At 42.7% G+C, this 23071-nt stretch carries 20 protein-coding genes and 1 pseudogene; 10 read left to right on the plus strand and 11 right to left on the minus strand.

From position 1 onward, the window contains the following. Positions 1-37 precede the first annotated feature (37 nt). The 5 genes from C4S61_RS04220 to C4S61_RS04240 form a co-directional block, all read right to left on the minus strand. Positions 38-1687 carry an OmpA family protein gene (locus C4S61_RS04220; protein WP_103923552.1) on the minus strand — a complete coding sequence of 550 codons (1650 nt, stop codon included), beginning with the start codon at positions 1685-1687 and terminating at the stop codon, positions 38-40. Between the two features lie 2 nt (positions 1688-1689). After that, positions 1690-2661: a deoxyhypusine synthase family protein gene (locus C4S61_RS04225; RefSeq protein WP_103923553.1), complete on the minus strand. Its 972-nt coding sequence runs from the start codon at positions 2659-2661 to the stop codon at positions 1690-1692. A gap of 97 nt (positions 2662-2758) precedes the next feature. Then, on the minus strand, positions 2759-3409 hold the full coding sequence (locus C4S61_RS04230; protein ID WP_235009794.1) for an OmpH family outer membrane protein: 651 nt from the start codon (positions 3407-3409) through the stop codon (positions 2759-2761). A gap of 75 nt (positions 3410-3484) precedes the next feature. Further along, on the minus strand, positions 3485-4387 hold the full coding sequence (locus tag C4S61_RS04235) for a histone deacetylase family protein (RefSeq protein WP_103923717.1): 903 nt from the start codon (positions 4385-4387) through the stop codon (positions 3485-3487). Between the two features lie 59 nt (positions 4388-4446). Further along, positions 4447-5004 (minus strand): hypothetical protein, encoded by a 558-nt coding sequence (locus C4S61_RS04240; RefSeq protein ID WP_103923554.1) that lies wholly within the window; start codon positions 5002-5004, stop codon positions 4447-4449. Between the two features lie 96 nt (positions 5005-5100). Here C4S61_RS04240 and C4S61_RS04245 point away from each other — a divergent pair, with 96 nt between their 5' ends. Beyond that, complete coding sequence (locus C4S61_RS04245) at positions 5101-5535, plus strand: AlbA family DNA-binding domain-containing protein (RefSeq protein ID WP_160111201.1); 435 nt, start codon at positions 5101-5103, stop codon at positions 5533-5535. On the opposite strand, the gene C4S61_RS04250 is transcribed toward C4S61_RS04245, so the two are convergent. Further along, positions 5524-5889, minus strand: a complete 366-nt coding sequence (locus tag C4S61_RS04250) for a phage holin family protein (protein ID WP_103923556.1) — start codon at positions 5887-5889, stop codon at positions 5524-5526. The genes C4S61_RS04245 and C4S61_RS04250 overlap by 12 nt on opposite strands. A 122-nt stretch (positions 5890-6011) precedes the next feature. Between C4S61_RS04250 and C4S61_RS04255 the strand changes: the two are divergent. Together C4S61_RS04255 and C4S61_RS04260 are read left to right on the plus strand one after the other, a co-directional pair. Next, a pseudogene (locus C4S61_RS04255) lies at positions 6012-6770 on the plus strand (fatty acid desaturase). Between the two features lie 172 nt (positions 6771-6942). Continuing rightward, positions 6943-7272 carry a BlaI/MecI/CopY family transcriptional regulator gene (locus C4S61_RS04260; protein WP_103923557.1) on the plus strand — a complete coding sequence of 110 codons (330 nt, stop codon included), beginning with the start codon at positions 6943-6945 and terminating at the stop codon, positions 7270-7272. Positions 7273-7331: 59 nt separating this feature from the next. Here the strand turns inward: C4S61_RS04260 and C4S61_RS04265 are convergent, their stop codons facing one another. Continuing rightward, entirely contained in the window at positions 7332-10541 is a 3210-nt protein-coding gene (locus C4S61_RS04265; RefSeq protein ID WP_407640570.1) for a S41 family peptidase, read from the minus strand. A 203-nt stretch (positions 10542-10744) separates the two neighbouring features. Between C4S61_RS04265 and tyrS the strand changes: the two genes are divergently transcribed. Beyond that, positions 10745-12037: a tyrosine--tRNA ligase gene (gene tyrS / locus C4S61_RS04270; protein ID WP_103923559.1), complete on the plus strand. Its 1293-nt coding sequence runs from the start codon at positions 10745-10747 to the stop codon at positions 12035-12037. A gap of 139 nt (positions 12038-12176) precedes the next feature. Further along, on the plus strand, positions 12177-12872 hold the full coding sequence (locus C4S61_RS04275) for a TetR/AcrR family transcriptional regulator (RefSeq protein WP_103923560.1): 696 nt from the start codon (positions 12177-12179) through the stop codon (positions 12870-12872). Between the two features lie 344 nt (positions 12873-13216). Here the strand turns inward: C4S61_RS04275 and C4S61_RS04280 are convergent, their stop codons facing one another. Beyond that, positions 13217-13639, minus strand: coding sequence for a hypothetical protein (locus C4S61_RS04280; protein WP_103923561.1), 423 nt, complete (start codon positions 13637-13639; stop codon positions 13217-13219). Between the two features lie 72 nt (positions 13640-13711). After that, positions 13712-14680 carry a zinc-dependent alcohol dehydrogenase family protein gene (locus C4S61_RS04285; RefSeq protein ID WP_103923718.1) on the minus strand — a complete coding sequence of 323 codons (969 nt, stop codon included), beginning with the start codon at positions 14678-14680 and terminating at the stop codon, positions 13712-13714. A gap of 109 nt (positions 14681-14789) precedes the next feature. On the opposite strand from C4S61_RS04285, the gene C4S61_RS04290 reads away from it, so the two are divergent. Genes C4S61_RS04290 through C4S61_RS04310 form a run of 5 tightly spaced genes read left to right on the plus strand, consistent with a single transcriptional unit; the run spans position 14790 to position 21119 of the window. Continuing rightward, positions 14790-15557, plus strand: a complete 768-nt coding sequence (locus C4S61_RS04290) for an SDR family NAD(P)-dependent oxidoreductase (RefSeq protein ID WP_103923562.1) — start codon at positions 14790-14792, stop codon at positions 15555-15557. Positions 15558-15565: 8 nt separating this feature from the next. Continuing rightward, entirely contained in the window at positions 15566-16777 is a 1212-nt protein-coding gene (locus C4S61_RS04295; RefSeq protein WP_103923563.1) for an acyl-CoA dehydrogenase family protein, read from the plus strand. Beyond that, positions 16770-17798 (plus strand): phosphotransferase family protein, encoded by a 1029-nt coding sequence (locus tag C4S61_RS04300; RefSeq protein ID WP_103923564.1) that lies wholly within the window; start codon positions 16770-16772, stop codon positions 17796-17798. Before C4S61_RS04295 ends, C4S61_RS04300 begins: the two co-directional genes overlap by 8 nt. 4 nt (positions 17799-17802) lie before the next feature. Then, positions 17803-18681 carry a 3-hydroxyacyl-CoA dehydrogenase gene (locus C4S61_RS04305; protein ID WP_103923565.1) on the plus strand — a complete coding sequence of 293 codons (879 nt, stop codon included), beginning with the start codon at positions 17803-17805 and terminating at the stop codon, positions 18679-18681. A 50-nt stretch (positions 18682-18731) separates the two neighbouring features. Next, the gene (locus tag C4S61_RS04310; RefSeq protein WP_103923566.1) at positions 18732-21119 is read left to right on the plus strand and encodes a hybrid sensor histidine kinase/response regulator; all 2388 of its coding nucleotides are present in this window, start codon (positions 18732-18734) and stop codon (positions 21117-21119) included. Here C4S61_RS04310 and trmB read toward each other — a convergent pair. Together trmB and C4S61_RS04320 are read right to left on the minus strand one after the other, a co-directional pair. Beyond that, a complete protein-coding gene (gene trmB, locus C4S61_RS04315; RefSeq protein WP_103923567.1) occupies positions 21106-21771 on the minus strand; it encodes a tRNA (guanosine(46)-N7)-methyltransferase TrmB in 666 nt (221 codons plus the stop codon). The two genes, C4S61_RS04310 and trmB, sit on opposite strands and share 14 nt — an antisense overlap. Continuing rightward, positions 21772-23070, minus strand: coding sequence for a bifunctional folylpolyglutamate synthase/dihydrofolate synthase (locus C4S61_RS04320; protein ID WP_103923568.1), 1299 nt, complete (start codon positions 23068-23070; stop codon positions 21772-21774). Position 23071 lies beyond the last annotated feature (1 nt).

A 23071-nucleotide genomic window follows, 5' to 3' on the forward strand; every position in this document is an offset into this window, starting at 1 on the left:
GTAAAAAAGGGCTTCCATTTATTTGAAAGCCCTTTTTTTAATTTTCAACAGCTAATTCTACTCTTCGATTCTTAGCCCTTCCAGCTTCTGTTGCATTGGAAGCAATTGGTCGGGTTCCTCCCCATCCGGAGATTCTGAGGTTTTCAAAATTTACCCCCATATCAATCAAAAAATCCCGGACACTACCTGCTCTTTCCAAGGAAAGCTGCTTGTTCAAACCAGGATCCCCTACATTATCCGTGTGCCCGTTAATTCTGATTTTGATTTGAGGATTTTCTTTAAGAAATAACGCCAGATCTGATAAGCTGGCCTCAGTAGTTTCACCTTCCAATTCGGCCGTACCTCTTTTAAAATTTACATCCTCTAATAGAACTATACTTCCGGCTTCTGCTTTGGTCAATAAGACTACCGTTTTGCCATTCGCATTCAGATTTTCCACAAAAATCTGCTTGGGAAAATATCCCGCCGAAGAAATCTTGACTTGTGTAATTCCCATTTCCTTCAACTTTGAAATCAGCGCAGTACCCTGGAAATCAACTGATTCAACACCTTTAATAAAAGTAAGTGTATAAGGTAACTCCAAGTTGTTTTTTGCATCTATTATCACCCAGGAAATCGGCTCTTCCGCTTTGACAATCTCCTCAAGGGGTGTAATAGGTGCCATAGGAAGATAAACATAGGTGGAGTCGGATAAGGGAATTGACCGAGTCTGTGTTTCGCTTTGATTAGGCAGAGAGACCCTTGTAGGTCTTCTGGGCGCTTCTATAATTGCCTCCGGAGTAACTGGAGCGACAAATTCCGAAGGTATCACTAAGGGAACCGGCGTTGAAAAAGTCATCAAATCTGCGAATCCATCACTGTTTTGAGTACTGGTCCATACTATTTCATCTTTGCTGATAAAAGTAATGGAAGCCTCAGAACCACGAGAACTGATCTGCTCCCATTTTTCAGGTTTACTCCAGCTGTCCCATGCTTCTCCCAATTTCTTGGCAATCAAAATATCTTTTCCATTTGCTCCTGGATAGGAATTGGAAGAAAAGTAAAGTTGGCTAGATTCCGGGTCATAAAAAGGACCCATTTCTTGACCAAAACCATTGATGGCAGGCCCGAGATTCTGCAATTCCGACCAATCAATCGTTCCTGTTTTTTCACTTAGATAGATATCCTCATTTCCATACCCACCGCTTCTTTTTCCGGCTAAAAAAAGCAACTTTCCCCCTGACGCTACTCTACCTGTCACCTGTCCTCCCAATGAATCCAAATCAGGAAAATTCACTTCCCTCAGGTAATTCCAGTCTTGGCCAAACTTCGAAAATTGATGCAAAGAGGTCTGATTTCCTTCTTTTCTGAGGACAAGCAATGTCAGCACATCTTCCAGTCCCAAGACTAAATCATATCCCGCTGTACTCAGATCAGGCCGATGAGTCGCAAGTCCCCATTCACCGGTTTCATCTTTTCGCGTCTCCCAAATATCACCCGGATCGGTGGGGCCGCCAAGATTTTGTGGATGAAAAGCTCGGGTAAATAGTAAGGTATTATTTCCTATCCAAACTGGATTGGTATCGTCATTTGGGCTATTGGCACCGGATAGAGAACGTAACTCCTGTGCTATGGATGGGAATTGAAAACAAAAAGCAAGTAGCACCAGGCTACTTGCTTTAGGAAAGAAATTTTTGCTGTTTTTCATAATTATTGATCCAACACGATGGCGAAAATCAGGGGCGCCACGATGGTTGCATCAGATTCGATGATGAATTTAGGGGTATCCTGGCCTAGTTTACCCCAAGTGATTTTTTCATTGGGTACTGCTCCTGAATAAGACCCGTACGAAGTAGTCGAGTCAGACACCTGACAGAAGTAGCCCCAAAGCGGTACATTAGTCCGTTGTAAGTCCTGATGCAACATCGGTACCACACAGATAGGGAAGTCTCCTGCAATTCCCCCGCCAATCTGGAAAAATCCGATTTTACTTTCTTCCGTGGCATTCTTCGTGTACCATTCGGCCAGAAACATCATGTACTCGATCCCAGTCCTGACGGTATGTACCTTTTTCACATCACCTGAAATCACGTGACCCGCAAACATATTTCCAAGAGTGGAATCTTCCCAGCCTGGCACAATAATCGGAAGGTTCTTCTTGGCTGCTTCAAGCAACCAACTATTCTTAGGGTCGATTTGAAAAGAGGCGTCTAACTTACCTGACAACAGGATTTTGTAAAAAAACTCATGCGGAAAATAGGCCTCATTTGCCTGATCAGCTTTGACCCATTCCTCCAAAATCACATTTTCAATACGACGCATGGCCTCCATTTCAGGAATACAGGTGTCAGTCACCCGATTCATATGACGCTCAAGGAGTGCTTGTTCATCAGCAGGGGTAAGCTCGCGGTAATTGGGAACACGCTCATAATAGTCGTGTGCAACAAGATTAAAAACGTCTTCTTCCAAATTTGCACCTGTGCAGGATATGATCTGAACCTTGTCCTGACGAATCATTTCCGCCAAAGAGATTCCCAACTCGGCAGTAGACATGGCACCGGCTAGGGTGACCATCATTTTGCCCCCATGGTCGAGATGAGCCTTGTATCCTTCAGCTGCATCGATTAAAGCTGCTGCATTGAAGTGGCGGTAGTTGTGTTTTAAAAATTCCGAGATTTTCATTTTGTTTTCTTTTCAATAGTGCCGCAAAAGTACCCAATTTTTAGCCACAAAAAAACCCGGACCAAGCCCGGGTTCCAAAGTTAAGATTAGCTAACTATTATTTTTTTGCTGTAGAATCGGCTGCTGCCGGAGTGGTCACGCCGGAGTTGGAAGCATATTTTTTATTTAATCCTTCCACCACTGAAGCGGTCACGTCGATTGCCTCATTGGCATACCACATCGCTCCACCGCGGGTATAGCTGAGGATGATGTCTATTCCGTTTTCGACTGCATACTCTTTAATATAAGACTGAACTTGCTCATAGATGTCGTTCATCATTTTAGCTTCATCAGCAGACAGTTCCTGCATCAGATTATTCCGATACGTCATGAGATTTTGTTCCTTTTGAACCAATTCATCCTGCTTAGCTCTTGCCTGATTGGGAGTCATATTTCCACCTGTTTGCTGAAATGTGGCAACTTCCTGTTCAAAACCTTTGGCTCTGGACTGCAGGTCCGTGTCGAATCTTTGGCCTTTGGCAGTGATCTCCTCAGACATTTTTTTGAAATAATCATACTTGTTGATTACTGAGTCGGTATATACGAAAGCCACTTTCATATCCGCAGCTTCCATTCCTTCTCCTGAGGTTTCTACTTCAGCAGTAGGGGTTGCTGTTTTTTGTTCACATGAATAAAATAGCACTGAAGCTATCGCAAGTACTCCTAAGATTCTCAATCCTTTTTTCACTTTAAATTTGTTATGGTTCACAGGCCGCAAATATATAGAAAGTATTCATTTTGCAAGAAATGCCAGCCATACGGAAAGTTAAAATCAGTTAACAGACTAGCTGTAAAGCTCTTGTGCCAAGCGAAAAACATGTGCATGTGCCTCGATAATCACCTTAATCTGCTTGGAATATCCGCCTCCCATACAGCACATGATTGGTATCTGTCGGTTTCTTGCATTTGACAAAACAAAATCATCCCGCAATTTCACCCCTTGTTGACTCAAACTTAATCTTCCCAGCTGATCACTGGAAAGTACATCCACCCCGCATTGATAGATGATAAAGTCCGGTGAAAACTTGTCTAAAACCAAGGATAAGTTGTGGTTTAATTTGTCCAAATACTCTTCATCTGCTGTGCCATCCGGAAGGCTGATGTCCAGGTGTGATTTTTCTTTTCGGTGGGGATAGTTTTTGGCTCCATGCATGCTAAAAGTAAAAACATCAGTGCTATGCTGAAAGATCTGAGCGGTTCCATTTCCCTGATGCACATCCAGATCCACCACCAATACTCGATTTGATAACTGATTTTCCAGCAGAAAATTTGCCGTGATCGCAATGTCGTTCAGCAGGCAAAACCCCTCTCCCCGATCAGTAAACGCATGATGTGTCCCACCTGCGATATTCATTCCAATGCCATGCTCCAAAGCGAATACTGCCGCCTGAACAGATCCCGACGCAATTTGGATTTCCCGTCTGACCAATCCTTCGGAAAGCGGAAAGCCCGTTGCCCGAATCTCAGATCGTGTCAGCTCAAGGTTTTTGAGTCTTTGAAAATAGTGAGCATCATGGGTATTTAGAATCCATTTTTCCTCCAGCAGATCCGGAATGAAAAAATTCTCTTGTGTCAGCGTTCCTTCATAGAGCAATTGTTCCGGCAAAAGCGAATATTTTTCCATCGGAAAGCGATGACCTTCCGGCAGAGAATGGGCGTACAAAGGGGAATGGGCAACTTTAAGCATAAAAAAAACGCTGATCATTAAACCAGCGCCGCAAAGGTATGTTTAGATTTTACCAGTCATTAGGACTCATCGTCTTCAGTTTGAAAGGAATACATCGTATCGTCCAAGACCAGCGTGTCTTCATTAAATTCCTGAACAAACTTGGAAATCACCTGCTCTGTAATTTCGTCAACGTTTAGAGCCGCATCCAAACCTATACCAAAATCATGGTGCGTATCGATATCTACAAATTCCTGGACTTTGACAGTTTCCTCCTCTTCAATTTCCATGATAATCTCGGTAATAAACCAACCGATTTCCTCCTCCTCACTGGAAAGCGGCTTCATGTTCCCATTCTCATCTTCTTCATAATTGATTCCTTTGAAGTTTGGAAACTTTTTTGCGGCTTCATGCTCTGCCAATTCATACACCTCACTGGCATGGTGAAGACGCAAAGTATAAAGGGCTGCGTCATAGATTGCTTCCTTTCCTTCGAACATTCCTAGGAAATAAAAATTTACAAATTCGTCGGAATTCTCCTCATCAGGTATAATCTTGAAGTTCTTACCTGACTTTTGAAGTTCAGACTTAAGGTTTTCAATATTCTTTGGTTCAAAACCCGGATTTTCAACTGGCATAGCTCAAAAATTGGTGTAACAAATTAAGGTTAATATTGGGGATGATGATCTATAAAAACGCTTCATCATTTAAGCGACAGAAAGTAAATGAATAAAATGAAATCAGCAAAATTTGACAATGAATTTATTAAGACTCTTTTGAAAGAAAAAGAAGGTTTAAACCTAGACTTCAAACAAAAAATAACCTCAAAAGAGAAAATCGCAAAAACACTTTCTGCCTTTGCCAATTCCGAAGGAGGATTCCTGGTCATCGGAATGTCAGATAATAAAAATATTACGGGAATTGACCCTGAGGAAGAGCGATACATGATCGAGTCTGCCAACGAAGATTTCTGTGTGCCTGGCGTGAAATTGATTTTTGATGAAGTAAAAGTATCAGACGATGAAGGGCCAGTCAGTGAAAATTCAAAGGAAAAGATCCTATTGCTGGTCAAAGTCCTAAAATCCCAAGGCACTTTGATTTATTGTAAAAATAAGGCAGGAGAACTGAAGGCATACCGCCGCTTCAATAACCAATCCTTAGCGATATGAATTCAGGCTGTTACCAAATACTCCGTTGATGAGGCTCAATACGAGGGAAAACCCAAGTGCCCACCAAAAATTCGCAACGGTAAAACCTGGAATAAAATACGCTGCCAATAAAATTACTCCCGCATTGATCACCAACAGGAAAAGGCCAAACGTTATCAATGTAATCGGCAGTGTGAGAATGATCATGATTGGCTTAAGCGTGAAATTTATCAATATGATTACTGCTGCCAAAAGGAACCCTGTTGTCCAAGTGTCAATAGTTACCCCACTCAATAAGAAATCAGCTATCAATACTGAAATTCCCCCCAAGAGTATCTTTGTCAAAACCGATCCTGCTTTATTTGTGTTTTCCATAGCTTTCAATTTAAAAATAAAATTAAAATTTGCTAAATACCGAAAATAATCCCCGTGTAAAACGTTTTGGATTTTAAGAAACCCGAAGATTGTTCTCTTCTCTACTTCAGATTTTCATAGTAATAAATGTAGCCTGCGTTATTGTCTTATTTCTCCTGCATTGGTATTTCTCCCTATTTTGCCAAAGTTTCTTTCTCCATCGCTACGCTGCCTAACAAATGTTCGTCTTGAACAAGTACTGGGAAAAGTTCCTCTACTTTTTCACTTGACTTTGGTAGGATAGCTCTAACCTCTCCCCCAGGGCCTATGCGATCCTTCACCGGATGCACCACGCCTACTCTGATACTCCGAAGGACCCACACAGTCCACATCAAAATGAAAATTATTCACGATGATGTAGAAAACTAAAAATATCTACATTGATTACTTCAGCTTCAAACTTAAGCCTGAAGCGCGTTTTTCAAAAGATATTCCTAATTGGAATAAGTAAGACATATTCGCTGACAACATGGTGGTGCGAATCGGATGAATTATCCTGTTTGTACTTATCTATATTTTGTCCATTTCAGTATTCAAACTGTCCGGAAGACACTGGTGGATGTATTTCTTATTGCCCCTTCATTTTTTAATGGGACCTGTTCATGGTGCAATTATGAATTGGAGTGGCCAAAAGTATGGCTACGCTAACTTTGACACTAATGATCAATCAAAAAAACTCGCTGGTCTCAGATGTTCTAATGCTGGGAGAGCTCTTTCCAAATAAGTACCACAAGCTTCCCAACCGTCCCAACTTTGCAGCAAAATGGTATGGATTTGATCCAAGATTCCCTATGGTGAAGCTTTTGCATGCATCAGGAATTAACCGAGTGCAATCCAATTAAGATGAAATTTCCAATTCGAAGAGCTCCCAAAGAGGGATTTTCCATTAAAGTATCTCTCTAAAAATCAACATTTTAGTAATTGTGTCAACTAAATAGTAAAAATATTTTAAAATTCTTTTGGAATTAAGAAACTAAACGAATAATTTTCTATCGAATTAAAACTTAACACCTTATGAAACCATTAACCAGAGCAGAAGAGGAGATCATGCAGATCCTCTGGGATATTGAACGAGGCTTCGTGAAAGATATCCTGACCCCTATGCCAGAGCAAAAGCCGGCATACAACACAGTTTCCACTATCGTAAGAATCCTGGAGCGAAAAGGATTTGTCAGCCACAAATCTTACGGTAAAAGTCACGAATACTTTCCAATTGTCTCCAAAGATGAATACCGAACCTTCATCATTAAGAGAATGCTGGAAGGCTATTTTGACAGCTCATTTGCTAAGCTTACTCAGTTCTTCAAAAACGATGAATCACTGAATACTAAGCAATACCAGTAAATACGCAAAGTGGATAAGCATAAAAAACCCGACCAAATGGCCGGGTTTTTTTGATTTTATTACTTGATGTCTTTTAGCAATTCCTCAACCGCCTTTTCCAATTGCTGATCGATCCCAGAGTCAATTTTTCCCGGCATATTTTTCACCTCGAATTGCGGCTTGGTTTCCTTGTTTTCCAACCATTCTCCCGCTTTGTTTTTGGCAGAGATCGGAACAGCTCCCCAGCGTGTGCCATCAGGAAGTCCTTCCCATCCGGCAAATGAACAAGTTCCCGGTGTCGGCATCCCTACTGTTTTTCCGATTTTCAAATCCGTATAACCACAGGCAAAACAATGCCCATCTGAATAATTGGCTTCATTAAAAATCGCCAAAGTCGGCTTAGTCCATCTCGCTGTAGGCTCACCCCCCACCACTTTATCCGCAGTAGCGTAGGTCAAAAATGGCTCACCGGTAAAGAACATGACCAAATCAGCGACCAAGTCTCCCCCGCCGTTGAATCGTGTGTCCACCACGACACCTTCTTTCTCGAAGTATTTTCCCATCATATCTTCATAGACATTTCGGTAAGGACCATCGCTCATGCCCGGGATATGTACGTAACCCAATTTACCACCGCTGAGCCTTTCTACCTCTTCTTGATTTCTCTTCACCCATCTCTTGTACAGCAATTGATTTTCAGCCCCCAGCGAAATCGGTTTTACAGTATATGACTTTCTGCTTTGATCCACTGGATTGATTACCTCTATCAATGTGAATTTGTCTGCTTTTCTGTTGAGAAGCTTCGCAAAATCCATCTCAGGGGTGATCATTTCTCCGTCAATTTTCTCGATGATCATCCCTACTTTCACCTCCATTTCAGCCTTGTCCAGCGGGCCTCCCTTAATGACTTCTGTTATTTTTACGCCATTTCCAGTATAGGAGTAATCGAAGAAGATCCCCAGCGAACTCGTTGCGTCAGCCAAAGGAATCGATCGGGAATATCTGGCTCCACCATGCGACACATTCAGTTCACCGATCATTTCAGAGATCATTTCTGCAAATTCATAACTGTTTCCAATATGCGGAAGGTATTTCTGATAGGCTGGTTTAATGACATTCCAGTCCACTCCATGCATATCTGGTGCGTAGAAAATGCCCTTTGTTCTCAACCAAACATGCTCAAAAAGATAGGCTGTCTCGGCTGTTTTGTCAAAAGTCATTTCTCCTGCGATTTTGATATTTTCCTTTTTCATTGTCTCAGGATTGATCTTGGAAATACTGCCACCTGATAGAAGGAAAAGGTTTTTTTGGTCTTTATCCCATTCCAACTGCCCGGAATTGGCATCCAAGGCCAATTCTTGCTTGGTGTCTTTGGTTCTCAAATTTGTGCTCCAAAGATTCATTCCTTTTTCGAAACGAGCCAGATAGAACAGCTTTTCACCATCCTTGGATAAGACCGCATCACCCATGATCGATGAATGAATCGTTAACCTTGCTTTTCGCTCCTCAAATCCATCCCAATTGAACGCAATGGGCTTCACTTCCTTAGACTCCGGTTTCTCGGTCTTTGACTTTTCAGTTGACTCAGCCGGTTTTTTGGCTTTCTCAATTTCTTTCATTAGGTCAAACTCCTCTTTGCTTAAGGAAAACTTATCCCAAGCTGCCTGATCAAAGAATAGCGCGTACACATCATTTTCATTTCTTCCACTGGTCGCATAGCTTCTCAAGCCGTCACGATTGGAAAACCAAATCATCTGCTTGCCTTCATTTACCCATTTTGCATTGGTGTCTGAATAACCACTCTGCGTCAGCTTTCGCATTTGTTCCTTTCCGGAAGCATCCAAAAGGACCACCTCTGAATTGGTCATCGTTGGCCTGTAGCTTGCCAAAAGCCATTTGCTATCCGGGCTCCAAGTATAATATTGATCACCATCCCTCATGTGAAATAATAAATCAGGCCCCATTAACGTCACAGAATTCTTGGAAGCCAAATCCAGTACTTTTAGACTCCTGCGCCCTTCGATGTAAGCCAGTTTTTTTCCATCCGGAGAAAACTTGGGCAGATAGGCATCAGCTTCAAGTGTTACCAAGGATTCTTCTTTGATCAAGGTGGAAGCAAAGAAAAAAGGCTCCTCGTCTCTAACTCTCGTACTTTGGTAAATCTGCCATTTACCCTCTCTTTCTGATGAATAGATGATGGATTTTCCGTCCGGAGCAAATTCCACAAATCGCTCCTGCTCCGGAGTATTGGTAATCCGCTTGGTCAGTGCACCGTCCACCGAAGTCACAAACACCTCTCCACGGGCGATAAAGGCAATTTCTTTTCCATCAGGAGAAAGGGACATTTCCTGTACTCCACCGTTAATCGTGATGAAATTATCAGGATTGGAGATAGACTGCGTGGCGATGGCAACTTCCAGTTTTTTCGGTTCCTCCCCCTTTTTCAAGGTGTAAAGCTCACCATCATAGCTGAAGCTCATCGTGCCATTGTCAGAAATGGAAAGAAAACGCACCGGAAATCCGGAGAAGGAAGTCAGGGCTGAAGTCTGAGCAGGATTTGCCACAGGCATGCTATGAACATTGAAAGTACCATTTGCCTCGCTCAGATAGTAGATTTCCGATTCGTCCGGAGAAAATACCGGATTACGGTCTTCGCCATAGAATTTAGTGAGCATGGTATGCTCATTTTTGGTTGCGTCATACATCCAAATATCCCTTGCGATGCCGGACTGATGATGCTTGCGCCATTCATTTTCACCGCCTTTCTTATCATGGTAAATCATTTTAGATCCATCCTTGCTCGTTTGAACATATTCTGCAGGGATTGTCCATATCTGATCGATCCGTCCGCCTGACTTTGAAACCTGATACAACTCCGGCTGCGATCCGGTCGGATATTGCCTATGGGCATCGGTATCCATTCTGGCTGCTCCAAAGATGACTTTCTGATTATCTGAACTGAAGTCAAAGGGCATTTCGTCAGCAGAATGGAACGTCAGTCGGGTGGCATTTCCTCCCGCGGCATTCATGATGAATACATCAAAGTTGCCATAGCGATCAGAAGCAAATGCAATCTGATTTCCGTCTGCACTCCATACTGGCTTAAAGTCGTGCGCTTCATGAAAGGTCAACTGAGTCGCCTTCCCTCCCACACTGGGGACGAGGTAGATATCTCCTTTATAGGTGAATGTAATTTGGCTTCCGTCAGGAGAAATTGCAGGATACCGAAGCCAATTGGGTGCTGTTTGTGCAAAAACGGAGGAAGCCAAAAGCGATCCTAAGCCTAGCATTAGAGTAAAGAATTGTTTTTTCATAGGGTGTGAAAAGATTTGACCGAAAGTAATGAAAAAATAAGTGTCACTATTCGCCATCAATGGAATAGTAATGCAACATCATTGCGTTAATTTATTTGGATGATGAATATTTTCCTTGGTTTTCATACTAGAGCCTTAGAACCTATATTTGCACGCAAATCAAACGACCCTTTTTCAAAATGATCTCATTTATCGAAGAACTCAGCTGGAGAGGTATGTTGCAAGACATGACTCCAGAAATCGAAGAACACCTCAGTAAGGGCATGGCTTCAGCTTATCTGGGTTTTGATCCGACAGCGGATTCGCTTCACATTGGTCATTTGGTGGGTGTGATGACTTTACTTCATTTTCAACGTGCGGGTCATAAGCCTTTTGCATTGGTCGGTGGGGCCACAGGCATGATTGGCGATCCCTCTTTCAAATCAGCCGAACGAAATTTACTCGACAAAGCTACTTTGGATCATAATGTCGCATGCATTCAAAGCCAGTTGTCCAAATTTTTGAATTTTTCAGGTGCCAGTTCAAACAAAGCCGAATTGGTAAACAACTACGATTGGATGTCGCAATTCTCCTTCCTGGACTTTATCCGGGATGTAGGTAAGCACATCACGGTGAACTACATGATGTCCAAAGACAGTGTAAAACGTCGCCTGGAGGATGGGAATGGACTTTCGTTTACTGAATTTACCTATCAGCTGATCCAAGGGTACGATTTCTTTCACCTTTGGAAAAATAAGAATTGCTCCATTCAGCTTGGGGGTTCGGACCAGTGGGGAAATATCGTTACCGGTACCGAACTCATTCGCAGAATGGGCGGAGGAAGTGCCTATGCACTGACTGTCCCACTCATTACCAAGGCAGACGGAACAAAATTTGGTAAAACCGAAGGGGGGTCAGTTTGGCTGGATCCTGAAAAGACCTCTCCCTATGCCTTCTACCAGTTCTGGCTGAATGTATCAGATGAAGACGCCTCGAAGTATATTCGGATTTTCACCGTGTTGGATCAGCCTACCATTGAAAATCTTGAAAAAGAACACACTCATGCCCCACACTTAAGATTACTCCAAAAGGAAATCGCGAAGCAAGTGACCACGATGGTTCATAGCGAAGCAGACTACCAAATGGCGGTGAAGGCTTCAGAGATTCTGTTTGGCAAGTCCTCAACCGAAGATTTGGCTTCCTTGGATGAGCGTACCTTTTTGGCTGTATTCGAAGGTGTCCCACAAGTACAATTGAGCAAAACTGAATATGAGTCAATTGAAAATGTCCTGGACCTTTTTGGAGAAAAAACTCAAGCCCAAATCTTCCCTTCCAAAGGGGAAGCCCGCAAAATGATCCAAGGCGGAGGAGTCAGTATCAATAAAGAAAAACTGGCTGATCCCAATGCATCCTTGAGTTTCAACTTGCTTCAAAACAAGTATCTCCTCATTCAGAAGGGAAAGAAAAACTATTACATCCTGGAAGTAAAATAATCAACTGACCACCAAGCTAAAAGGCCTCAAAAATTAATTTTCAGGCCTTTTTTATTCTCGGTGAGCTCAAATTTAACCTGAAATTTTGACCCTGATTTAATACCTTTGTCTTAGATTTTTAAATCTTGGTTTCAAAAATATGGCAGGAGAGAAAAACAAAGAAAAACTCATTTTAGATTCCGCAGTGGCTCTTTTTACCACCAAAGGCTATAATGCTACCCGAATGGAAGATATAGCCAAGCGTGTCGGAATCAGCAAAGGTCTCACTTATTTTTATTACAAAAACAAAGAAGATCTTTTCATGGCCTTGACCAAGAAGGCCTTTGATCAGTTTAAAGAAGAATTCAGAGAAGTCCTTCGGTCCAAAGGAAAAACCGGCTTGGAAATGCTGACCGATCTGACGGAAAAAATCATCAATTTCTCCAAAGAACAACCGATCTATTACTATGCTGTCGTGAATTTTTTGGAGGTGCTCAAAAAATACAATGACTCGATGAGCAGGCGCGAGATTGATCCCTTGATTTTGGATTCCATTCATTTTCACAAGCTTCTGGAAATCCACCATGAACCTGTAAAGCTTGGAATTCAAATGGTATCGCTGGGTATCAAAGATGGAAGCATACGTCCGGAGTTACAGCCTGAAATCACCTTTTACACAATTTGGAGTATGATTATCGGTTTTGAAAAAATGAGCGGACCGGTGGGATTTGAAGGAAAGGAGACCAAGGTAAGCGCTGAGGCATGGAAACTTGGCTACATCAAACTGATGCAGGAAATGCTTCGCGGAACAATTCAGGCAAGCCGGCCAGCTATAGTGCAGACCAGTCTTTTTTAAAGTATCAAGATATTAAACACAAGTATCAGGACAGGTGAAGTGAAGAACAAAGAAAAGAATACCTTAACCTAAATTCAGGACCTTAATTAAATGATTAATGTCTTTTGAATTAAAAATTCGATTTCAGAATAAAATTCTAAATAAATATTTATAACAAAATTAAATACAAGTTGTCATTGGAAGCGAAGTCAAAATGCCACTGAATTCGATGCAAATGGCCTTCGACTCCTGTCACCCTGAGCGGAGTCGAAGGGTCAGACTGACACGATCACGCCTTTTGAGACAGCAACTTGTTTCTTAATTCTTCTTTTCTTTGTCTTAATACTAACATCTAGATACTTTAACTACCTGCTTCTCCAGAGATCTTTCATTTGTTTGCCATTCATGACCAGCACAAAACGGGCAGGATTTGGGATCAAAACGATCCGTACATCGAGTTTTTCAAACTGATCTGAATCAATCGGAACCCCTACTTTCCCCTCAACTTCATAAGTCACGATTCCATTTGCATCAGGCAGCATTTCTTTGTAGATATTAGCCAAATAGGCGGAAGGAAGTAAAATATCGGTGTCCGATTTGAGTTTGGAATATATCTTTTCCAGATGAGGTTCAAGTACTTCCTCATAGGCCTCATTGAAATCATCCTCCAAGTCATGTAGTTCTTCCTCCAGGTCATCATAGCTCTCGTCGCTATAGTCCATCTGACTCAGCTGATTTCTTTTTAGTACGATTTCGGTGAGTTGCTTGTCCAGCTGTTCCCAATTCATGGAATAATCTTGTTTGGTTGAAAACACAAAGATGACCAATACTTCTTTTTTCCCCGAAAAATATCAGAGAAATTAACTCACAAGAAGTATTTTACCATTTCGACCGGGTGCATCATAGGCTTTAAACGCGTCCTTAAACTCTTCCAATTTGAATTTTCCGGCGATGTCAATTTCCGATTTATCATCCATCAAAAACCCAAATACAGATCGAAAAGCATTTGTCCGCTCAGCGGCAATCAATTCTTCCATCCAAGTCGAAAGCCAGAATCCTTCAATTTTCAAATCCTTAAAAATCAACAATCCGCTGTTCACTGGCATATTTTCCAAAGCTAAGGCTCCAAAAATCATCATTCTCCCTTTGGGTCTAAGGCATGAGAGGGCTTTTGCTCCAAGCAAACCTCCTACCGCATCAAAAATTACCTGAATGCCGCCGTCGGTTTTTTCCGGAATTACTTTCTGAATTTTCTCGGTATCGGAATTCACCACCAAATCTGCCCCCAATTTTTCCAAGACCGCTTTTTGTTCGTCATGTCGAACAGTTGCGGCTACCTTTATCCCTTTTGCTTTGGCCATTTGGATGGCAAACTTCCCAAAAGCAGATGCTCCTGCAGTGATCAAAAGCCACTCCCCTGCCTTTAGACCGGATTTTTCAATCATTCCATAGGCTGTCATGGGGTTGACAAATGCCTGACAGGCCACCTCATCCGGCATACCATCCGGTACGGGAATCGCTGTAGCAGCAGGCAGACACAGATATTCTTTCCAAGTTCCGATAGCAGTGAACATCACTCGTGTTCCGGATTTCACTTTTCCGTCTTCATCTCCTGTCTCCACTACTCCGCAGGCCTCGAATCCAGCGCTACTGGGTAGTTTAGGAGTAATTCCATACATGCCACGGACAAACATGATGTCGGAAGGATTAATATTTCGGGCAGTTATCCTTATCAGAACTTCATGTGATTTGGGTGTTGGAATTGGACTATCTACCAGTTGCAGGACCTCTTGGGGCTGGCCGGTTTTTTCAAAGCGTAATTCTTTCATTTGGGGCTTGGTAATTTGATTTAAATCAACTGTTCGAAAATGAGTCATTAAAGAGGGTTTTCTCTCCTGCAAATTTTCATATCTTAAGGTTCAATATAAACCTAAACATATGGATTTATCCACTGTTTTTTCTCTAGAGGGAAAAGTAGCCCTGATCACAGGGGCAAGTAAAGGAATCGGATTTGCTATTGCTGAAATATTTGCAGCAGCCGGGGCCAAAGTTGTCATCAGCAGCCGTAATCAAGAAGTGCTCGATGAAATGGCCAATCAACTCAAAAGCAAAGGGTATGAAGCAGCCGGGATCGCCTGCAATGTCGGAAACATGGAGGAGCTCCCACTTCTGGTCGAAAAAACCGTAGAAAAATACGGGACCATTGATATTCTGGTCAATAATGCAGCTTCAAATCCCGTGTTTGGACCTGTACACCAGACTACTTTGGAAGCTTTTGACAAAATATTGGCGGTCAATGTCAAAGCTCCATTTGAGCTTTGCCGACTTTGCTTCCCATACCTCAGAAAGTCTTCCGGAGCCTCGGTAATCAATATCAGTTCGATCGGAGGCCTTTCTCCCGAAACTGGCTTGGGCATATATTCCGTTTCCAAAGCGGCGTTGATTTCACTCACGAAGGTTTTTGCCAAAGAATGGGGTGAAGCTAAAATCCGGGTCAATGTGATTTGTCCGGGATTGATCCAAACAAAATTTTCAGAAGCCCTTTGGTCAAATGATAAAATTATGGCAATGGTCATGAAGCAACTGGCAATTAAGCGAGCCGGTACCTCGGAGGAAATTGGTGCTATGGCCCTTTTTCTTGCGGCTTCTGCTTCCTCCTACACCACGGGTGCTGTATTTACGGCTGATGGTGGCTTTACGATTTAAAATATTCTATGCATACTACCCAAAATTTTCCTGAAGAAGAGCTAAAACCACTTCTTGAGAAATACCGTGAATTTGTAAAACAGGAGCTTTTCCCGATCGATTTGAAAGTCGTCACAGGTCCATTTCGCTCCTACCTGTCTCAACTGGAATCACTCCGATCAAAGGCTAAAACTCTCGGCCTCTTTGCGCCACATCTCCCAAAAAATGAGGGAGGAGTCGGATTGAATCTTGTCCAGTTTGCGCAGGTTTCGGAGATTCTGGGGCAAAGTCCCATTGGTCATTATGTATTCAACTGCAATGCCCCAGATATTGGGAATATGGAATTGCTCCACCTCTTTGGTTCTGATGCTCAAAAAGAAACTTGGCTCAAACCCCTTCAGGAAGGAATAATTCGCAGCTGCTTTGCCATGACTGAACCTGAGCATGCCGGAAGTAATCCCATAACTATGAGTACTACTGCTGTGCGTGAAGGTGATCTTTACCGTATCAACGGGCACAAATGGTTTACCACAGCAGCAGATGGGGCCAACTTTACCATTGTGATGGCGGTGACAAATCCTGAAGCCGAGTCACCTTATCAGCGCGCCAGTATGATCATCGTACCGCTGGATAATCCAGGTTACAAGTTTATCCGAAATATTCCCATCATGGGCGAATCCGGAGAAGATTACCTATCTCATGCCGAAGTCAGATTTGAGAACTGCTTGGTTCCTGTCTCCAATCTGATCGGCTCAGAAGGTCAAGGGTTTACTTTGGCACAAGAAAGACTGGGCCCCGGGCGAATCCATCATTGCATGCGGTGGATCGGAATCTGTGAGCGGGTTTTCGACCTGATGTGCAAGCGCGCTATCTCTCGGGAATTGGATTTTGGTAAACCCCTGGCTGAGAAGCAAACTATCCAAAATTGGATAGCAGAAAGTCGGGCAGAGATCAAAGCCAGTCGCTTGATGGTACTGGATACAGCGGATAAAATGCAAAACTTGGGTGCCAAAGCTGTCCGGGAGGACATTTCCACAATCAAATTTTTTGTAGCCGATGTGCTGATGAAAGTGATTGACCGGGCCATTCAGGTGCATGGTGCACTCGGAATCACAGATGACACGATACTTTCATTTTGGTACCGGCACGAGCGCGGCGCGCGAATCTACGATGGTCCCGATGAAGTTCACAAGTCCGCTTTGGCCCGAAGTATCCTGAAAAACTACCAAACCAATGAATAAGTCTATCGATTTTTTCAATTTCAAAAACTACCTGTCCAAAACACTGGAATGTGATCCTGATAAAATAGAAATCACCCGGATATCCGGCGGATTTTCCAACCTGACTTTTCTGGTCCAAACTTCAATTGGAAAGTTTGCGATGAGAAGAGCGCCCTTTGGAGATAAAATAAGCAAAGCCCATGACATGGTCAGGGAAAGTCAGGTATTGACTGCCCTTCGAAAGGCCGGATATGAAAAAGCACCGAAACCGATCGCCCTTTATCAAGAAGATGGTGAAGAGAGCACCCCTCTTTTCGTTATGGAATACATTGACGGTCTAATCCTAAGAAATAAATCTATTCCTGAAGCTACTCTGAATGAAGACGAATTCAGGAAACTGTCAGAAAATACGCTGGACAGTTTGATTGAACTTCATTTACTGGAACTGGAGAGTTCAGGGTTAATTAATTTGGGAAAACCCGATGGCTATGTCAAGCGCCAGGTTATTGGCTGGACAGAACGGTACTTTCGATCCAAAACGAACGAACTTCCGGAGATGGAGCGTGTAGCAGTATGGCTAAAAGTCAATATGCCCCAAAAGGAAAATGTTGGCTTCATTCATAATGATTACAAATACGACAATCTTGTACTTGACCGGGAAATTAAGACTGAAATTAAAGCTGTATTGGATTGGGAAATGGCTACTGTAGGTGATCCGTTGATGGATTTGGGCACTTCGCTTGCCTATTGGGCTCAAGCTGATGATCCTGATATCCTGAAGATGTTTAACCTGACCCACCTCCCGGGAAATATGACCCGGAGTGAAGTCATTAGCTATTATGATTACAGAACTCCCTTTGATTTATCCAATATCCTGTTCTACTATGTCTTTGGATTATTTAAAGTTGGCGTCATTGCCCAGCAGATCTATAAGCGGTTTTCTCAAGGTTTTACCACCGATCCACGATTTGCAAATTTGATTCATGTGGTCGATGCAGCGGGAAATCAGGCCGAGATAAGCATTCTTAACGAAAAAATTTAAAACCATGAAGATCAAAAATATTTGCATCCTGGGGGCTGGCACCCTAGGTTCCCGAGTCGCACTACAGGCAGCAATCTCAGGCTATATCGTCACAGTCTACGATGTCGAGCAGAAATCCCTGGATTTTTCTTTGGCTACTATGCAAAAACTATTGGGTCAATTTCACAAATCCGGTCAACTGAGTAAAGGACAGGAGCGGGAAGTTCTCGGCCGAATAAAATTCACCCTTGATCCTATGGAAGCTGTGGACGATGCAGACTTTATCAACGAAAGTGTAACCGAAGAAGCGGATGTAAAAAAGAAAGTCTGGCGTCAGTTTGGGAAAATCGCTCCCAAAAAGACCATTTTCACTACCAATACTTCGTATATGTTGCCCTCTATGTTTGCGGAGGATTCCGGGCGACCGACACGGTTTTGTGCATTTCACTTTCATGATGTGTTCTATTCCCGAGTCGTAGATATCATGCCACACCCTGGCACTGACCCATCATTGATTCCACTTTTGGAGGATTTGGGCAGAAAATTAAATCAAGTTCCTGTCACTTTAAAAAAAGAGAATCCCGGCTATATTTTCAATACCATGCTCATGGCATTAATCGGTGCAGCAGGCAAATTACTGACCGGTGAAGTGGCTTCTATCGAAGATATAGATCGATCTTGGATGGTCAACTTTCATATGCCCATGGGCCCATTTGGCATTTTGGATTCAATCGGATTGGATACTGCCTGGCATGTCACCCACAAAATGCCCGACCGGGCCTCTGTAGCTTTTGCTGCTTTGCTCAAAACCTACCTTGATCAGGGAAAACTTGGAGAGAAAACCGGGGAAGGATTCTATTCCTATCCTAATCCAAAGTACAAAGCGCAGGATTTTGTAAAGTAAATCCAAAAACGGGCCTTTCACCGTAACTGAAGATGATATAGCTTCACCCTATGCTAAAAATCATCCCAACAATAGCTTTCCTCTATTGTTCTTGCTATGCTTTTTCTCAAACTGAGGAGGTAAATTCAATAGCGAGTTTCCCTCATTCCGTTCATGATCAAGCCGAAATCCTGGATATGGGACAGGATTTTATAGAACTTCAGGAAATCCAAAAAGACCCTGATTCTTTTGACTTCCGCCCCTTGGAAAATGCCAACACTAACCTAGGATTTACGGATCATCATTATTGGGTAAAATTCACTTTAAATAACGAGTCTTCAATTGAAAAAACGCTATTTCTGGAGACGGCAAGGCCTATCACTGATTTGGCCGACCTCTATTTTTTGAGTTCAGATCAACCTGTGGCAATTACAAGAAATGGGGACACTTATCCATTTCAACAGCGAAAGGTCTCCCATCGAAATTTACTTTTCCCAATTACACTCTCAGCGAATTCCACCAACACATTTTATTTGCATCTCAAAAGTGACGGTGAAGTGATCAATTTGCCTTTAACCATTCACGACAGCACATCACTCATCGAATCTACTTTTCAGGACCAGTTGGTTTTCGGTATTTTCTATGGGATTTTATTGTTGGCAGGTATCACGTATCTCTTTTTTTATTTTGGAATCAAAGAGAAAAGCTTTTTGCTGTATGTCGCTTATGTGGTCTCCATTGGACTGCTTCATTCCTCGCTGGATGGCTATTTTTTCCAGTATATACTTCAGTCTCCGGGATGGTTTGCAGACCGAAGTTTATTGATTTTTGCCACTCTTTCAGCTATACTTCTTAATCGTTACAATCAGGTATTTGTAGGAGTCCGGAGGTTTTCCAAAGGACTGGACTATGCATTCAATAGTATCAATATCAGTCTCCTGATCCTGCTCCTTTCTATTTTCATTATCGACCTAGGCAGACCTTTGTATTATCCTTTGGTGAATGGTCTGGGATTCTTGGGCGTACTTTTAATCATTACTTCCATAGCCCTGAGTTATATCAAAAGAAAACCGGTGGATATCTTCTTTGCTCTGGGTATTACCTCACTTACGATTGGGTTTATCACCTTCATTTTGAATAATTTTTCCCTGATCGAAAACTCCTTTATCACAGAAAATGCATCCAAGCTTGGGACAGGACTGGAAGTCATTTTCCTATCGCTCTCCATGGCAAACCGAATCCGGATTCTTCGCAATGAAAAGGAAAAAGCTCAAGGTCTTGCCCTTCAGCGATCCGAAGAAAGTAACGAAATCAAGTCGTTTTTCCTCGCCAATATGAGCCATGAACTTCGCACCCCATTGAATGCAATTCTGGGACTTTCCCAGTCAATCATGAAGGAAATCTCGGACGAAAGAATCAAAGAAAACCTGGAAGTGATCAAGTATTCATCCGTTTCGCTATTGTCTTCCATAGATGACATTCTGGATTATTCCAAAATCGAAAAAGGGGAGCTTAATCTGGAACAAAAACCATTTGATCTTCAAAAATCTCTTTCGGAAATAAAAGCCCTCACCTATCAGCAAGCCCGAGATAAAGGGCTCATTTTTAGCTATGAAGAAAATGTCGAGCTTCCAAAGCGGATTGTGGGAGATGCGGTCAGATTCCGCCAAATCCTAAATAATATCCTTCACAATGCCATCAAATTCACCCCTTCGGGTAAGGTGAAGCTACAGGTCAGCCAATTCGAAGAGATCGGTGAAAATCAGCAAGTGACATTCAAAATATCTGATACAGGTATCGGAATTAAGCCCGAAAAACTGGATCGCATTTTTGAATCGTTCATACAGGAACAGCTAGATGACAAACGTAAATTCGGTGGATTTGGATTGGGCCTTTGCATCGTGAAAGCGCTGACTGACTTGTATCAGGGAAGTGTTGCCATCGAGAGTAAACCGGGGGTAGGAACAACCGTAGACGTCAAACTTACTTTCCAAAAAGCACAGGAAGAACCATTTGAATCGATTAAAAAGAATGCGAAAACAATTCTGAAAGGGAAATCAATTTTGGTGGTTGAAGACAATCCTGTGAATCAACTGGTAATCAAATCCATCCTCAGAAAATGGGAAGGGATTACCTTTGACTTTGCAGGACATGGAATTGAGGCATTGGACAGGTTGAATTCCAAATCCTTTGACCTGATTCTCATGGATCTTCAAATGCCGGAAATGGACGGCTATGAAGCTACCGAAGCTATACGAAAAGGTCAGGGAGGTGACAGGCACACCAATATTCCGATCATTGCCGTCACTGCCGATACCACTGAAAAAAGCAAAATCCGGGCAAGCACCGTGGGCATGGATGACTATTTGACCAAACCGGTGGATGCGGAACTCCTGCTGGAGAAAGTGGTGAAAGCAATCTATCTCGATAAAATAGAGATCGATTTTACGAAGTCTTAAACCGAAACTTCAGGTATTTGATTTTTTCTCCCTTATCCGAAAAAAGCTTTTCGTATTTAGTCTTGATGCCATGATGGTCATCTTTCATGTCGCTCTGATAAAAATCCGAGGTGAAAGCGATTAGCTCGATGTCTTCACGGGATTGGAGTAGTTCCAAGGTATAGTTAAAAAGCCCGGTATTATCCGTCTTGAAATGTACGATTCCGGTCGATTTGATCATTGGCTTATACATGTCAAGAAATCTGGGCGAAGTCAATCGACGCTTTTCATCCCCATCTCTGGGAAAAGGATCAGGGAAAGTGATCCAAAGCTCGGAAATCTCTCCTTCTGCAAAAAACTGATCCAAATTTTGAATTTGAGTTCTGAGAAAAGCAACATTGGTAAGGCCCTCTGCAGTAGCTATGGAGCTTCCTTTCCAGATACGGCTTCCTTTTATATCTACTCCGATGAAATTCTGATCACGGTACTCCCGACCTAATCCGACAGTAAATTCCCCCCGACCGCAAGCCAATTCGACGACTATTGGATTCTCGTTTTCAAATTGCTTTTGATTCCAATGGCCTTTTATTTCTTGAAAAATTGGTTTTCCGGCCTGAATTACATTAGGGTTCACTTCGTTTTCTGCGAAGCGGACCATCTTTTTTCTACTCATTTAAAGTTCGTCGATTTCTGCGACCACAAAAGTACTACCTCCCACAAATATCAGGTCATCCACTCCTGCATTTTTCCGGGCAAAAGCTAAGGCTTCATTCACATTTGGGATGATTTCTCCCTGTAAACCAAAAAATGCTGCTTTCTCTGCCAAATGATTTGCTGCTAAAGCTCGTGGCAAATCTGCCTGGCAGAATACATAGCTCGCGTATTTGGGAAGCAAAGCCAATATTTTGGAAATATCCTTGTCCTGAACCATCCCTATCACCATCCAAAGATTCGTAAAAGAATACGTCTCAAGTTGGTCCAGGACTTCTCGAATTCCAGGCTCATTATGTCCCGTATCTGCAATAACGGTTGGCTTTTCACCTAATACCTGCCAGCGACCCTTTAAACCTGTCAAAGGCAAAACTTCAGCCAAGCCTTTGGTCCGTGCCATAGTGGAAATATCCCAGCCCTGATTACGCATTTGGTCGATCGCCATTAGGATGCCGGGAAGATTGTGACGCTGATAATTTCCAGTCAGTCCAAAATGAATGACTTCCGACTTTCCATTTTTGGTTACTTCGTACTCAGCAGCTACCGAAGGACCAAGTCGCTTTTCACCAAGTCTTTTGACGGAATAAACTGAATCAGCAAAAATGATCGAAGCATTCATTTCTTTCGCCTTCTGCTGAAAAACAGAAGTCGTCTCAGCCTGAGTTTGACTGATCACAACAGGGACACCGGATTTAATTATCCCCGCTTTTTCTCCGGCAATTTCAGGCAGGCTTTCACCCAAAAACTGCATGTGATCCATTCCAATATTTGTAATTAAGCTGAGTTCGGGAGTGATCACGTTGGTACTGTCCAGCCTACCTCCCATTCCTACTTCGATGATTGCAATATCAACTTTCTGCTGCGCGAAATACCAAAAGGCCATTGCCACTGTCATTTCAAAGAAACTGGGCTTGAGTCTGTCAAGAAGTAACTTGTTTTCTTCCACAAACAGCACGACGGATTCCTCGGTGATTTCTTTTCCATTGATCCGGATTCGCTCGGTAAAAGACTTAAGATGAGGCGATGTATAGAGCCCGGTTTTGTACCCGGCAGCCTGAAAAATGGCAGCTAGGGTATGAGAAGTACTTCCTTTTCCATTTGTCCCCGCAACGTGAATTGTTTTGAATTTTCGCTCAGGATTCCCTAAATGAGCGCATAAGGCGATGGTATTGCCAAGGTCCGCTTTGAAAGCCGATGCGCCCACCCGCTGAAACATGGGCAGCGAACTAAAAAGATACTCCAGCGTCTCCTGGTAAGTCATT

The organism is Algoriphagus boritolerans DSM 17298 = JCM 18970 (assembly GCF_900108085.1).
Classification (GTDB): domain Bacteria; phylum Bacteroidota; class Bacteroidia; order Cytophagales; family Cyclobacteriaceae; genus Algoriphagus; species Algoriphagus boritolerans.

Bases quoted from the DNA above. Each gene is read 5' to 3' on its own strand.
- C4S61_RS04320 (WP_103923568.1), bottom strand. From the start codon at position 23,070: ATGACTTACCAGGAGACGCTGGAGTATCTTTTTAGTTCGCTGCCCATG.
- C4S61_RS04250 (WP_103923556.1), bottom strand. From the start codon at position 5,889: ATGGAAAACACAAATAAAGCAGGATCGGTTTTGACAAAGATACTCTTG.
- C4S61_RS04245 (WP_160111201.1), top strand. From the start codon at position 5,101: ATGAAATCAGCAAAATTTGACAATGAATTTATTAAGACTCTTTTGAAA.
- C4S61_RS04280 (WP_103923561.1), bottom strand. From the start codon at position 13,639: ATGAATTGGGAACAGCTGGACAAGCAACTCACCGAAATCGTACTAAAA.
- C4S61_RS04295 (WP_103923563.1), top strand. From the start codon at position 15,566: ATGCATACTACCCAAAATTTTCCTGAAGAAGAGCTAAAACCACTTCTT.
- C4S61_RS04285 (WP_103923718.1), bottom strand. From the start codon at position 14,680: ATGAAAGAATTACGCTTTGAAAAAACCGGCCAGCCCCAAGAGGTCCTG.
- C4S61_RS04235 (WP_103923717.1), bottom strand. From the start codon at position 4,387: ATGCTTAAAGTTGCCCATTCCCCTTTGTACGCCCATTCTCTGCCGGAA.
- C4S61_RS04265 (WP_407640570.1), bottom strand. From the start codon at position 10,541: ATGCTAGGCTTAGGATCGCTTTTGGCTTCCTCCGTTTTTGCACAAACA.
- C4S61_RS04310 (WP_103923566.1), top strand. From the start codon at position 18,732: ATGCTAAAAATCATCCCAACAATAGCTTTCCTCTATTGTTCTTGCTAT.
- C4S61_RS04220 (WP_103923552.1), bottom strand. From the start codon at position 1,687: ATGAAAAACAGCAAAAATTTCTTTCCTAAAGCAAGTAGCCTGGTGCTA.
- C4S61_RS04300 (WP_103923564.1), top strand. From the start codon at position 16,770: ATGAATAAGTCTATCGATTTTTTCAATTTCAAAAACTACCTGTCCAAA.
- tyrS (WP_103923559.1), top strand. From the start codon at position 10,745: ATGATCTCATTTATCGAAGAACTCAGCTGGAGAGGTATGTTGCAAGAC.
- trmB (WP_103923567.1), bottom strand. From the start codon at position 21,771: ATGAGTAGAAAAAAGATGGTCCGCTTCGCAGAAAACGAAGTGAACCCT.
- C4S61_RS04260 (WP_103923557.1), top strand. From the start codon at position 6,943: ATGAAACCATTAACCAGAGCAGAAGAGGAGATCATGCAGATCCTCTGG.
- C4S61_RS04275 (WP_103923560.1), top strand. From the start codon at position 12,177: ATGGCAGGAGAGAAAAACAAAGAAAAACTCATTTTAGATTCCGCAGTG.
- C4S61_RS04290 (WP_103923562.1), top strand. From the start codon at position 14,790: ATGGATTTATCCACTGTTTTTTCTCTAGAGGGAAAAGTAGCCCTGATC.
- C4S61_RS04305 (WP_103923565.1), top strand. From the start codon at position 17,803: ATGAAGATCAAAAATATTTGCATCCTGGGGGCTGGCACCCTAGGTTCC.
- C4S61_RS04240 (WP_103923554.1), bottom strand. From the start codon at position 5,004: ATGCCAGTTGAAAATCCGGGTTTTGAACCAAAGAATATTGAAAACCTT.
- C4S61_RS04225 (WP_103923553.1), bottom strand. From the start codon at position 2,661: ATGAAAATCTCGGAATTTTTAAAACACAACTACCGCCACTTCAATGCA.